Origin of the sequence: Phenylobacterium sp. RIFCSPHIGHO2_01_FULL_69_31, assembly GCF_001824475.1 — a bacterium.
Classification (GTDB): domain Bacteria; phylum Pseudomonadota; class Alphaproteobacteria; order Caulobacterales; family Caulobacteraceae; genus Phenylobacterium.
Window position 1 is genome coordinate 99693 of the sequence record NZ_MHXN01000004.1, and the last position, 12778, is coordinate 112470.

Below are 12778 nucleotides of genomic sequence, written 5' to 3' on the forward strand. Positions count from 1 at the left end.
GCCGGCAAGGCGCGGTACAGCGCCGGAAGGGAGCGACATGGACCAGGCCGCGACTGCCGCGATAAGCCCCCCCGCCGCGGCGCGGCCGGGCCGGAGAGTGGCGCTGCTGCTGCTGACCGCCGTCGGCACGGTGAACTTCGTGGACCGGCAGATCCTGTCCGTCCTGGCCGAGCCCATCCGCCAGGAGCTGCACCTCAACGACACCCAGCTCGGCCTGCTGACCGGCCTGTCCTTCGCCCTGTTCTACGCGATCATGGGCGTGCCGGCGGCGATGCTGGCCGACCGGGTAAACCGCGTGCGGCTGGTGGCGGCGGCCTGCCTGATCTGGAGCGGCTTCACCGGCGCCTGCGCGTTCGCGGGTTCCTTCTGGCAGCTCGCCCTGGCGCGCTTCGGCGTGGGGACGGGCGAGGCCGGCGGCACGGCCCCGTCGCTGTCGATCCTGGCCGACTACTATCCGCCGGAGAAGCGGCCCGCGGTCATCGGCCTCTTCACCGTCAACGGCCCGCTGGGCGTATTCATCGGCGCCAGCCTGGGCGGCTGGGCCGCCGAGCAGTTCGGCTGGCGCGGCGCCTTCCTTCTCGTGGCCGGGATCGGCGTCGTCGCCGCCCTCTTGCTGGCGCTCCTGGTGCGCGAGCCGCTGCGCGGCGGGCTCGACCCCGGGCACGGCGAGGCCGCGCGGGCGAAGCCGGCGAGCCTGCCGGCCACGCTCAAGGTGTTCCTCTCGCGGCCCACCCTGCGCCTGCTGCTGCTGGCCAGCGGCCTGTCGGCCTTCGTCAGCTACGGCATGCTGAACTGGATCCCGGCCTATCTGATGCGGGTGCAGGGGATGCCGCTCGGCGAGATCGCGCGCTGGTTCGGGCCTGCGGCGGGCCTCTGCATGGGCCTGGGCATCTGGGGCGGCGGCGCCCTGGTGAACTGGCTGGGCAAACGTGACCTGCGCGCCTACGCCTATGTGCCCGGGATCGCGGTGCTGCTGACCGCGCCGACGTTAGCGCTGGCGGTGATGGCCTCGTCCTGGCAGAGCTCGCTGCTGCTGATGCTGGTCCCGATGGTGTGCTGCACCATGTTCACGGCCCCGGCCCTGGCTCTGGTGCAGAACCTCTCTCCCGTCGGCGCGCGGGCCACGGCCACGGCGCTGGTGCTGCTGGCCTTCAACATCGTGGGGCTGGGAGGCGGGCCCCTGGCCATCGGCATGATGAGCGATGCGCTCTCCGCCGCCGGGCAGCCGACGCCGCTGCGCACGGCCCTCCTTTGCGCCGCCCCGGTCGCCGTCCTGGCCGCCTGTGTCTATTTCGCCCTGTCGCGGGTCGTGGGCCGCGACGCGGACGCCGTTCTGAGAGAGGCCGCCGCATGAAGGACCTGAAGGACAAGACCGCCTTCGTCACCGGGGGCGCGAGCGGGATCGGGCTGGAGACCGCCCGGGCTCTGGCCCGCCGCGGGGCGCGGCCCATCCTGGCCGACATCGACGGATCCGCCGCCGAGGCCGCCGCCGCGGAGTTGCGGGCGGAGGGCGCCGACGCCATGGGCCTTTCCCTGAACGTCGCCGAGGAGGCGGAGTGGGCGCGTGCGGGCGAGGCCGCCGCCCGGTTCGGCCAGGTGCGCATCCTGTTTTCCAACGCTGGCGTGGGGGGCGGCTCGGGCGCGTTCGAGACCTATGACACCGAGGTGTGGCGGTGGGCCTATGCGGTCAACGCCCATGCCCACCTCTATGCCTGCCGCACCTTCCTGGGCGCGATGAAGGCGGCGGGTGAGCCGGCGCATCTGGCCATCACCGCCTCGATGGTGGCCATCGTGCCGCCGCCGATCTCGGTGGCCTACATCTCCTCGAAGTTCGCGACCCTGGGCATCGCCATGGCGCTGCGCAACGAGCTGGCGGACACCCAGGTGGGCATCTCGGTCCTGTGCCCGGGGATGTCGGCCACCAACATCGTCGCCACCACCGCCAAGCTGCGGCCCGGCGCCGGCGAACAGGGCGCCGCGGCCCAGACCGCGCAGAACATGTCGGGCGTCCTTGCCTCCGGCATGTCGCCCGGCCGGATCGGCGAGCGGATGGCGCGCGCCATCGAGGCCGGCGAGTTCTTCGTCTTCACCCATCCCGAATGGAGACCCATGGCCGAGGCCGGGTTCGCCGAGATGCTGGCCGCGTTCGGCGAGTCCGCCGATCCGGCTTATCCCGGCGACGACATTGCCGGATTGGTGGCGGCCAACGGGGCCCGGCGCATGAACGTGGCGGTGAACCGATGATCGACCTGCACTTCGTCCCGACGCCCAACGGCCACAAGCTGTCGATCATGCTGCTGGAGACCGGCCTGCCGCACCGGATCATCCGCTACAACCTGCTGGCGGGGGAGCTGAAGACGCCGCAGTTCCTGGCGATCAGCCCGAACGGCAAGGCGCCCGCCATCGTGGATCACGACCCCATCGGGGGCGGGGCGGCCTATCCGATGTTCGAGACCGGCGCGATCCTGATCTACCTCGCGGAGAAGTCCGGCCAGTTCCTGCCCAAGGAGCCGCGCGCCCGCTATCGCGCGCACCAGTGGCTGATGTGGCAGATGGCGGGCCTGGGCCCCATGCACGGCCAGGCGCACCACTTTATCCGCTATTGCCCCGACCCGCCGGCCTATGCGGTGAACCGCTACCTGACCGAAGCCAGGCGGCTGTTGGGCGTGATGGACGCGCGGCTGGCCAAGGCGCCCTACCTGGCCGGCGAGGAATACTCCATCGCCGACATCGCCTGCTGGTCGTGGGTCCGCGCCGCGCGGGCCATCGACATCGAGATCGCGGACTATCCCGCCCTCGCCGACTGGTTCGCCCGGGTCGGCGAGCGGCCGGCGGTGCAGGAGGGCGCCTATGTCCCGCCCGACAACCACCAGCTCCAGTCCGGCTCGAAGAAGATGCCGGTGACGCCCGAGCAGTGGGCGCAGCTGTTTCAGCACGACATGCAGGGCCGGCCGTACGCCGCGCCCGACGCCTAGAGAGGAGACCGTCATGTCCGACGACGCCGCGATGCGGGCCCTGGCCAAGCGCTTCTTCGACTGCGTGGAGGCGGGGGACATCGAAGGCCTGGTCGCCTGCTACGCCCCCGACGCCGAGATCTGGCACAACACCGACGAACAGATCCAGGGGCCGGAGGACAACCGCAAGACCCTGGCCGGCATGGTCACGCGGATTCTCGACCGGGTGTACGACAACCGGCGAGTGGAGGTGTTCCCCGGCGGCTTCGTGCAGCAGCACGTTCTGCGCGGGACCCGCAAGCACGACGGCGAGCGGCTGGCGCTGCCGGCCTGTATCGTGTGCGCCGTGAAGGACGGGAAGATCACCCGTCTCGACGAGTATTTCGACTCCGCCCGCGTGGCCGAGTTCCGCAAGTTCGCCTGAGGAAACCCCCATGCCCGTCCTGCGCCAGGTCCCCCGTTCCGAAGTCACCTCCGACGTCGTGAAGGCCTATTACGACCGCCTGTTCGGCCCCGACCGCGACCCGGTGGCCAGCCCGGGCACCGCCACCGGCACGCCCGGCGACTGGTGGACCGTGTTCGCCATCGCCCCGGACATCTTCAAGCACGCCGTGGACGGGTTCGCCGTCTATCGCCACCCCGACCGCAAGCTGGACCCGGTGCTGCGCGAGCTGGGCCAGACCCGCGCCGGCTGGGTGCAGGGCAGCCAGTTCGTCTTCTCCCAGCACTGCAAGTCGCTGCGCGGCCTGGGGGTCTCGGACGAGAAGATCGCCGCCATCCCGCACTGGGCCGTCGCGGACGTGTTCGACGACAAGGAGCGCGCGGTCCTGGCCTATGCCGACTGCCTGACGTCCGGCGCCGGCCGCACGCCGCTGGCGGTGTTCGAGAAGCTGCGCACCTTCTGGGGCGACGAGGAGATCTTCGAGTTCACCTACATCACCACCCTCTATGCGATGCATGCGGTGATCACCCGGGCGCTGCGGATGGAGTACGACAACCGCGAGGATCCGATCGTGGAGGTGGCGGCGCCGGAGGGCTTCAACGCTTCGGACTTCCTGAGCCCGAACCGGGCGCGATAGGCTGGCGCCCGCGTTTCGACAGGAGATCTCATGCCCGCCGCCGAGGAGCCGCAGCTCCAACTCAGCTTCGAGGGCGAGGTCATCCACTGGCGCGGGCCCTCGCCCTATTTCTTCGTGCCCCTGCCCGCGGACGGCGCGGCCGAGATCCGTCGGGTCGCCAAGGCGGCGAGCTATGGCTGGGGCGTGATCCCGGTCGATGCGGGGATCGGCGAGATTGGCTTCACCACGTCCCTGTTCCCAAGGGACGGGACCTATCTGTTGCCGCTGAAGGACGCGGTGCGGCGGGGCGCCAATGTCACGGCCGGCGATCGTGTGCCGGTCGAGATGACCGTGCGGTTCGCCCGCCGCTGATCGCCGTCACATCCTCCAGGCCAGGGTGACGCCGTAGGTGCGCGGCGGGGCGTAGGGGACCACGACCTGGCCGTAGGGGGCGAAGCCGTTGGCATAGGTGGCCACCAGCTCGTCGGTGAGGTTCTTGCCCCACAGCGAGACCTCCCAGCGCCCGTCCGGCGAGGTGGCGGCGAGGCGGGCGTCGACGTTGACGAACCCGGCCTGCTTCTGCCCTGCGACATTCGAGGCATCGAAGAACATGTGGGACTGGTTGGTGTAGTCGACCCGGCCCAGCACGCCCCAGCCCGCGACCTCGCGGCCGTACTGGAGGCCCAGGTGCAGCTTGTGGCGCGGCGCGCGCGGCAGGTCGTTGCCGGTGTAGTCGGCCACGGCGCCGTTGGCGAAGCTCTCGAAGACCGCGTCCAGGTAGCCGAAGCTCCCGTCGAGCTGCAGGCCCGGCGCAGGCCGCAGGATCCACTCCAGCTCGACGCCCTCGATCTCGGCGGTGGCGGCGTTGCCGACCACCACGCAGCACAGCGGGACCAGTTGGGAGACCTGCAGGTCCTTGTAGTCGGTGCGGAACACCGCCGCGTTCAGGACGAGGCGCCCGTCTAGCCACTCGGTCTTGGCGCCGGCCTCGTAGCTCCAGGCGTATTCGGGGTCGTAGGGCGTCGCCTGGCTGGCCGCCGAGCCGGCCACGCCCTGGAAGCCGCCGCTCTTGAAGCCGCGGGTGGCCGAAACGTAGACGAGCGCATCCGGCGTGGCCTGCCAGTGGAGGGCGAAGCGGGGGGTCAGCGCCTTCCAGCTCTCGCGGGCCCGCACGTCGTAGTCGGCGGCCAGCGGCGGCGGCTGGCCGGGGCCGGAGACCTTGCGCCCGATGAAGCGGCCGCGCTTGCGTTCCCAGGTCTGGCGCAGGCCGACGGTGGCCTCCAGCGTCTCGGTGATCCCGTACGAGGCTTGGCCGAAGATCGCCCAGCTGCGGCCGTCGACCGCCTGGGGATAGGTGGCCAGGCCCCGCTGGGCGGGCGAGGGCAGGTCCTGCTGGGCGTCCTGGATGCGGTTGTTGTCCTCGTCGAGGAAATAGACGCCGACCTGGCCCTTCAGGCGGCCCCGCAGGAGGCCGAACGCCAGGCGCGCCTCCTGGCTGAACTGGCGGTTCTTCTCGTGGTCGGTCTGGGTGTACTCGATCTGGTTCGGCGGGTTCACCCGGTTGGAGAAGAAGGCCGTCCGGAAATTCAGCGTGCTGGCGCGCCAGGCGGTGATCGAGGTCAGCACCCCGATCGGCGTCGTGTAGGTCACCTCGCCGCGGTAGGTCTGGAGCCAGCGGCGGAGGTAGCCGTCGATGTAGGCGTTGGTGACGCGGGGATCGGGATCGACGCCGGCGCAGTGGATCCCGCCCCGGATCGTGGCGTCGCAGATGTTGTCGCGGGGAACGCCGCGCTGGTCCTGATCGGTGAGGTCCGCGGCCAGGACGATGTCCAAGTCGGCGCTCGGCTGGAGGCGCAGGGCGGCGGCGGCGGTGCGCAGGTCCTGGTCATCCACGCGGCGCCCGGTGGGCGCGTTGAAGGCATAGCCGTCCCGCAGCTTGATCGAGCCCCCCAGCGACAGGAACACGGTGTCGGAGAGCGGGACGTTGCCGCGGGCGGTCAGGGTGCGCCGGTCGTGGTTTCCGTATCCGCCCGCGATGCGCAGCGAGGGCTCGGCCGAGGGCTTGCGGCTGACGAACTGGACCAGGCCGCCGATGGCGTTCCTGCCGAACAGCACACCCTGCGGACCGCGCAGCACCTCGACCCGCTCCAGGTCGAGGGCGTCGATGTCCGGCGTGCCGCCCCGGCCGGCATAGACCCCGTCCACGAAGACCACCACGGACGGATCGCCGCCGGCGTTCTGGCTGATGCCGAAGGGGGAGCCGATGCCGCGGATCGCCAGGTTGGTCTGGATCGGGTCCACCGCCCCGACGGTGAAGCCGGGCGCCCGCAGCGCGATGTCCTGCAGCGTCTCGACGGACTGGCGGCGCAGGGCGGAGGCGGGGAAGGTGCTGACGGCCACGGGCGCGCGCTGGACGTTCTCCTCGACCCGCTGGGCGGTCACCACCAGCTCGGAGACGGACTCATGAGCGTGCTGCGCCTGCGCCGGACCCGCCGCCAGGGCGGCGCCGGCGAACAGCAGGCGCGCGGCGCCCCACCCCAAAGTCGTCATCGAACGCCACTCCTCGCCGCCGTGCCCCGCGGCTGGCGCGATCCATAGCCGACGCGCCCCGCCCGGGACAACGCAGCAAGCCTTGCCCGGGCCCCTTGCGTTTCTGACTGATTAGTTCAATAATGACCATATGGTCAGAAACGTGGAAACCCTGGACCGGCGGCGTGTGCGCACCCGCGCGGCGCTGCTGCGCGCCGGGCAGAGCCTGTTTGCGGAACGGTCGGTGGACGGGGTCAGCATCGACGACATCGTGGCCGCCGCCGACGTGGCCAAGGGCAGCTTCTACAACCACTTCCCGGACAAGGACGCCCTGGCCCAGGCGCTGGCCGACCAGGCGCGGGCGTCGGTGGAGGCGATGGTGGCGCATGTGGGGGCGGGCGTGGCCGACCCGGCCGAGCGGGTGGCCCGCGCCCTCTGCGCCTTCGCCCGCCAGGCCGTGGAGCACCCCGAGGGCGTGCGCATGATGCTGCGCCTCTTCCAGGGCGCGGCGATCCCCGACGCGCCGATGAACGCCGGCGTCCGCGCCGACATCCAGGCAGGGCTGGCCGCGGGCCGGTTCTCGGGCCTTTCGCTGGAGGCGGGGGTGCTGATGGCGGTGGGCGTGGTCCAGATCACCGTGGCCCGCGCGCTGGATCACGAGAGCCGCGGCCAGGCCAGCGCCCTCGCGCGGGAGATGGCGGCCGCCCTGCTGCGGGCCCTCGCCGTCGATCCGGCCGAGGGTTGGGCCATCGCCGAGCGCGCCGCCGCCGACCTCTTCGCCCCAGGCTGAAACGGAGCCTCGCCATGCCCATCCTCCGCGCCCTCGTGGCCCTCTACGGCCTGCTGTTCGCCGCGCTCGGCCTCGGCTTCTGGATCGCGCCGCAGCGGCTGGCGCAGGGGTTCCACCTGGAGGCGGTGAACGTGCCGGGGCTGGCGACCCTGCGCGCGGACTTCGGCGGCCTGTTCCTGACCCTGGCGGCGCTGTGCCTCGCGGCCGCCTGGACACGCCGCCGGCTGCCGGCTGTCGCGGCGGCCCTGGTGCTGGGCGCGGCGGCGACGGGCCGGCTGATCGGCTGGGGAGTCACCGGCGATCTCGGCGGCCAGGCGGCCTCGCTGGGGGTGGAGGTGATCGCGATCGTCCTGCTGGCGCTCTACGCCCGCGCCCTGCCCGCCGATCCCGCGGCCCGGCCGGGCGGGGGACTGCGGACGGCCGGCGTGGCGCTGGGCCTGGTCGCCCTGGCCGGCGGGGCGCTGCTGATCCCCGGCGTGCAGCAGGCGCTGTTCCTGCAGGCCGCCAAGGCGGGCGTCGGGCACAACAACAACGCGCTGATGAAGGACGACGCCCTGCGCGTGGTGCTGTGCGGAACGTCCGCCCCGCTGCCCAGCGCCAGCCGCGCCAAGGCCTGCGTCGGGGTGATCGCGGGCGGCAAGCTGTACGTCGTGGACAGCGGGCCGGAGTCCACCGAGAACCTGCTGAAGTGGGGCCTGCCCCTGGACCGCGTGGGCGGGGTGCTGCTGACCCATTTCCACTCGGACCACATCGGCGACCTGGGCGAGCTGAACCTGCAGACCTGGGTCCAGGGCCGACCCGGGCCCCTGCCGGTCTATGGCGGCCCCGGGGTCGAGCGCGTGGTGGCCGGGTTCAACGAAGCCTATGCCCTGGACCAGGGCTATCGCACCGCCCACCACACCGCGGCGATGATGCCGCCGGCCACCTGGCCGATGGTCGCCCGCCCGGTTCCGGTGGCGGCCGACGGCCCCCTGCCCCGCACCGGCGTGCTGCTGGACGACGGCAAGCTCAAGATCACGGCGATCGAGACCAACCACGCGCCGGTTCACCCGGCCTATGCCTACCGCTTCGACTACAAGGGCCGCTCGGTGGTGATCACGGGCGACACGGCCAACTACCTGCCCCTGGCCGCCGCGTCGCGGGGCGCCGACATCCTCCTGTCCGAGGCGCTGAACCGCGAGATGATCGCCGACATGGAGCGCACCGCGCGCCAGGCGGAGCGGCCGCGGATCGCCCACATCATGGCGGACATTCAGAGCTATCACATCTCGCCCACCGAGGCGGCGGGGCTGGCCGACACGGCCGGGGTGAAGCTCTTGGTGCTGTACCACCTGCTGCCGGCCCCGGATAACTTCGTCCTGCGCAGGCTGTTCACCCGCGGCGTCGGCGAGGCGCGACGCGGGGAGTGGGACCTGGCGGACGACGGCAGCCTCTACACCCTGCCGGTGGGCTCCACGGACATCCGCATCGGCCGCATCCGCTAGCCCTGGACCAGGCGCACGCGGGTTCCGCAGAGGACGACCTCGCCGTCGGCGTCGACGGCGCCTCGGGCCTGGGCGCGGGCGAAGACGGCCACCGGATCGCGGACCTTTACGTCGAAGGCCCGCAGGCCCTCCCCGCGGCCGTCCTCGGCCTTCACGAAGCGGATCTCGCCCCCGTCGAGGGCGAGGCTGAGGCCGTCGGGGCGCGCGTCCAGCCCCAGGACCTCGCCCCAGCGCTTGGCCATGGCGGCCGGATCGTCCGCCTGAACCTCGGCGCCGACGATCTCCAGCGAGGTGTCGGTTTTCACATTGGCCTGCCAGTCGGGGCCGCCCCACTCCCACCGCTCGCGCGGCTCCATCCAGTCCACCGAGACGATGGCGCCGCCCACGTCTTTGGGATGCAGGTGGGTGAACGAGACGCCCTTGCCGTCGAACTGGTCGGCGACCCGGACGCCCGTCTCGGCCACACGCGCCCGCGCGCCCGCCAGGTCGTCGGTCTGCAGGATGACCATGTAGCCGCCGTCGCCCTGGCGCTTCTCCAACAGGCGGCCGGCGGTGGTGCCCTCGCGGGTGGGAGAGACCACCTCCAGGAAGGTATCGCCCACCGGCCAGACGGCGTTGTGCAGACCGTACTTGCCGACGCCCGGATCGGCGTAGGCGGCGCCCAGCCCCAGCACGTCCACGATCTCCGCCCGCGCGGCCTCCAGGTCCTGGCCCACCAGGGCGATCTGCCGAAGCCGCATCGTCGTCCTCCCGCTTGTCGTTGGCGCGAACTAGAGGCGCCGGCCGGATGACGGTCAAGCGGGCAGGGCCTATCGTCTGCGCCAACCCACAACGGAGGGACCCCGCCATGGCCGACATCGACACCGGCACGACCGACCTGCTCGCCACCCTGGACGGCGGGGTGCTGACGCTGACGCTCAATCGGCCTGATGCGCGCAACGCCATGTCCGGGGAGATGAACGACGCCCTGGCCAAGACCCTGGCCTGGGCCGAGCTGGACGGGGCGGTGAAGGCCATCGTGCTGACGGGCGCGGGCAAGGGGTTCTGCGCCGGCGGCGACGTGAAGGGCATGAACAGCCGCAACGAAAGCGCCGGCGACGGGGGCGGCATCGACGCGGCCATCCACCGCCAGCGGGTGAACCAGCGCGCCACCGCGGGAAAGCTGTTCAAGATGCCCAAGCCGACCCTGGCCGCCCTGCCCGGCGCGGCGGCCGGCGCGGGATTCAGCCTGGCCCTGGCCTGCGACCTGCGGATCATGGCCTCCAGCGCGATCATGACCACCGCCTTCGCCAAGGTCGGCTTCTCCGGCGACTACGGCGGGACCTATTTCCTGACCCAGCTGGTGGGTTCGGCCAAGGCGCGGGAGCTCTACTACCTGTCGGAGCGGATCGGGGCGGACGAAGCCCTGCGCCTAGGGCTGACCAACTGGGTCTGCGAGTTCGACGAGCTGCAGGCCCGCGCCCAGGAGATCGCGCGCCGGCTCGCGACCGGGCCGACCATCGCCTACCGCTACATGAAGGAGAACCTGAACCGCGCCATGGCCGGCGACGTCGACGACTGCCTGGACCTGGAGGCCACCCACCACGTCCACTGCGGCCAGACCGCCGACCACAAAGAAGCGGCCAAGGCGTTCGTCGAGAAACGCGAGCCGGTGTTCACGGGGCGATAGGGTCGCGCTCACGCCCAAACGCGCGTCTCAAGGCTCGTCATCTCCGGGCGGATGTCCTGAGGCAAATGCTCGCTCTCGCGATCTGAACTTCCGAAATCGGCGCCTGGGCCAGAACGTGCTTTCGAACCTGCTGCGGCCGCCGACCCTTGCACCCCCGCTCCGTCATCCCGGGCGGAGCGCTCGCCAGAGCGCGCAGACGCGGGACCCACCGCACCGCCACCGACGCTCGCCTAGGGGCGTTGCAGCCACGACAGCGGTCCTTCCGGCTGCTCGAACCAAGGGTCGGATAGATCGCGCCATTCAGGATTCTCGGCCTCGATCAGCTGCAGCTTCATGTAGACGGCGATGAAGGCGTCCTGCGCGACCGTCGACGAAAGCTAGGCCCTGACCGGGATTGCGTCATCCGTCGTGGCGCAGCTTCAAGGTCGCGTCGGCTGGGTCCCGGGTCTCCGCGCTCAGGCGAGCGCTCCGCCCGGGATGACGGTCAGGGGGCGAATGATTGCAATCCACCCTTCGTCGACGTTGGCGAAGTCCGCTGTCGAGCTCTAGCGCGGCACGTCCGCTTCTCGGACGGGTCGCAATGACCGGGGCCGACCCATTGCGGACCAAAACGGGTGAGTTAACTGTGCACGGACACTCGCCCTTAAGTGGTGGCAGATCATGCGTTTGCCATGAAACGCCTTGTCTTGATCGCGTGCGTGGTTCTTGCGAGTTGCTCTCGGGGGCCCGCAGACGAAGTGGCGCTGATCCGCGGCGCTGATGCGCTTGCATGGGACGGCAAGCACCAGGTCGCAGGGCACCGTTTCCGAGAGTTTCCTGCGACGCTTGCCAATTGGAACGTCGCGCCAGCGGGCAATCTGACGGCGTTCCTGCCGCGCCAAATCTTCGAGGACCTGGGCGACTTGCCACATAATGCTCGAACGCCCCAGCCAGTCGGTGACGTGATCATCAATATCGGCGACGCGCGCACGCCGGACGTTATGTGGAACGCGCTTCAGCCGCTGGAGCCGACCGGAGAGTTTGCTGGCTTAAAGCGTTTCGTGTCGAGAGCGCCCGGTGTTGTCGCGCCGGGCGACACGCTGGTGCTGCCCGCACCGTACAAGGGACACGTGCAGTGCGGGGCTGGCGTCCTCTCGTCCAAAGCCGCCTCGTGCAATGTGACCCTGACCCATGACGGGCTGCGCCACAGCTTCACCATAACCGTGGACCAGATCCAAACATGGCGTGAATACGTGGAGTCCTACCTGCGGGTCGTCAGCTTGCTGGAGGCTTAGGCCCACTTCCGAACGTCCCCTTCCACCCCCGCACCGCCCTCCACCATGTCCGCTTGGGGCGCGGAAGCGGCGCCTGACTAGAACACCGACCAGCGCATGCGGGCGGCGAGGCGTTCGAGGGCCAGGGTGCCGACCTGGGAATTGCCGACGGCGTTGAGGCCGGGCGACCAGACCGCCACGGCGGCGACGTCGGGGACGATGGTGAGGATGCCGCCGCCGACGCCGCTCTTGCCGGGCAGGCCCACCTGGAAGGCGAACTCGCCCGAGGCGTCGTAGTGGCCGCAGGTCATCATGATGGCGTTGATCCGACGCGCATGCTCGGGGCTGATCACCACCTCGCCGGTCAGGGGATCGACGCCTTCGTTGGCCAGGAACAGGCCCGCGCGGGCGAGCTGGCGGCAGGTGATCCGCAGGGAGCACTGGTGGAAGTAGGTCTGCAGCACGTCCTCCACCGGACTGTGCAGGTTGTCGAAGCCCTTCATGAAGTTGGCGAGGCTGTAGTTGCGGTAGCCGGTGGCGGCCTCGGACGTGGCCACCTCCTTGTCGACATCGATGGTGTCGGCGCCCGCCAGGCGGCGCAGGGTGTCGCGGATGTCGTCCACCGCTTCGCCCGGCGTGCGGCCCGCCAGCACGGCGTCGGTCACCACGATGGCGCCGGCGTTGATGAAGGGGTTGCGGGGCACGCCGCCTTCCGCCTCCAGCTGGACGATGGAGTTGAAACGCGACCCTGACGGCTCGCGCCCCACCCGCACCCATAGGCTCTCGCCCATACGCTGCAGGGCCATGGTGAGGGTGAAGACCTTGGAGATGCTCTGGATCGAGAAGGGCAGCCAGGCGTCGCCGTACTCGGCCATCTGGCCGTCGCAGGTGATCACCGCCAGGCCGAAGCGGTTGGCGTCCACCCGGGCCAAGGCGGGGATGTAGTCGGCGACCTTGCCCTCGCCCCGGTGCGCGTCGGCGATCTCCTTGCCGACCGTGGCGACGATCTGGGCGAGGGTCTCGGTCGACATGGGGCTTTGG

13 protein-coding genes are annotated in these 12778 nt (G+C 70.9%); 10 read left to right on the forward strand and 3 right to left on the reverse strand.

The window, feature by feature from the left end; all coding sequences use genetic code 11:
• Nucleotides 1-37 precede the first annotated feature (37 nt).
• The 6 genes from A2790_RS02440 to A2790_RS02465 are packed head-to-tail and all read left to right on the forward strand — an operon-like array spanning nt 38 to nt 4384.
• Nucleotides 38-1354 carry an MFS transporter gene (locus A2790_RS02440; protein WP_293387235.1) on the forward strand — a complete coding sequence of 439 codons (1317 nt, stop codon included), beginning with the start codon at nt 38-40 and terminating at the stop codon, nt 1352-1354.
• On the forward strand, nt 1351-2244 hold the full coding sequence (locus A2790_RS02445; protein WP_293387237.1) for an SDR family NAD(P)-dependent oxidoreductase: 894 nt from the start codon (nt 1351-1353) through the stop codon (nt 2242-2244). Before A2790_RS02440 ends, A2790_RS02445 begins: the two co-directional genes overlap by 4 nt.
• The gene (locus tag A2790_RS02450) at nt 2241-2975 is read left to right on the forward strand and encodes a glutathione binding-like protein (RefSeq protein WP_293387239.1); all 735 of its coding nucleotides are present in this window, start codon (nt 2241-2243) and stop codon (nt 2973-2975) included. The genes A2790_RS02445 and A2790_RS02450 overlap by 4 nt, the downstream gene beginning before the upstream one ends.
• Nucleotides 2976-2988: 13 nt before the next feature.
• Complete coding sequence (locus A2790_RS02455; protein ID WP_293387241.1) at nt 2989-3378, forward strand: nuclear transport factor 2 family protein; 390 nt, start codon at nt 2989-2991, stop codon at nt 3376-3378.
• 10 nt (nt 3379-3388) lie between these two features.
• Nucleotides 3389-4033, forward strand: coding sequence for a carboxymuconolactone decarboxylase family protein (locus A2790_RS02460; RefSeq protein ID WP_293387243.1), 645 nt, complete (start codon nt 3389-3391; stop codon nt 4031-4033).
• Between the two features lie 30 nt (nt 4034-4063).
• Nucleotides 4064-4384, forward strand: a complete 321-nt coding sequence (locus tag A2790_RS02465; protein ID WP_293387245.1) for a DUF1905 domain-containing protein — start codon at nt 4064-4066, stop codon at nt 4382-4384.
• A gap of 6 nt (nt 4385-4390) precedes the next feature.
• On the opposite strand, the gene A2790_RS02470 is transcribed toward A2790_RS02465, so the two are convergent.
• Nucleotides 4391-6562, reverse strand: a complete 2172-nt coding sequence (locus A2790_RS02470; protein ID WP_293387247.1) for a TonB-dependent receptor — start codon at nt 6560-6562, stop codon at nt 4391-4393.
• Between the two features lie 130 nt (nt 6563-6692).
• On the opposite strand from A2790_RS02470, the gene A2790_RS02475 reads away from it, so the two are divergent.
• Together A2790_RS02475 and A2790_RS02480 are read left to right on the forward strand one after the other, a co-directional pair.
• Nucleotides 6693-7331, forward strand: a complete 639-nt coding sequence (locus A2790_RS02475; protein WP_293387249.1) for a TetR/AcrR family transcriptional regulator — start codon at nt 6693-6695, stop codon at nt 7329-7331.
• 14 nt (nt 7332-7345) lie between these two features.
• Complete coding sequence (locus A2790_RS02480) at nt 7346-8815, forward strand: MBL fold metallo-hydrolase (RefSeq protein ID WP_293387251.1); 1470 nt, start codon at nt 7346-7348, stop codon at nt 8813-8815.
• Here A2790_RS02480 and A2790_RS02485 read toward each other — a convergent pair.
• Complete coding sequence (locus tag A2790_RS02485) at nt 8812-9555, reverse strand: VOC family protein (protein WP_293387253.1); 744 nt, start codon at nt 9553-9555, stop codon at nt 8812-8814. The two genes, A2790_RS02480 and A2790_RS02485, sit on opposite strands and share 4 nt — an antisense overlap.
• A 107-nt stretch (nt 9556-9662) precedes the next feature.
• Here A2790_RS02485 and A2790_RS02490 point away from each other — a divergent pair, with 107 nt between their 5' ends.
• Both A2790_RS02490 and A2790_RS02495 read left to right on the forward strand, forming a co-directional pair.
• Entirely contained in the window at nt 9663-10484 is an 822-nt protein-coding gene (locus A2790_RS02490) for an enoyl-CoA hydratase (RefSeq protein ID WP_293387255.1), read from the forward strand.
• A 671-nt stretch (nt 10485-11155) separates the two neighbouring features.
• On the forward strand, nt 11156-11758 hold the full coding sequence (locus A2790_RS02495) for a hypothetical protein (RefSeq protein ID WP_293387257.1): 603 nt from the start codon (nt 11156-11158) through the stop codon (nt 11756-11758).
• 77 nt (nt 11759-11835) lie between these two features.
• On the opposite strand, the gene A2790_RS02500 is transcribed toward A2790_RS02495, so the two are convergent.
• Nucleotides 11836-12768, reverse strand: a complete 933-nt coding sequence (locus A2790_RS02500; RefSeq protein ID WP_293387259.1) for a glutaminase — start codon at nt 12766-12768, stop codon at nt 11836-11838.
• Between the last annotated feature and the right edge of the window lie 10 nt (nt 12769-12778).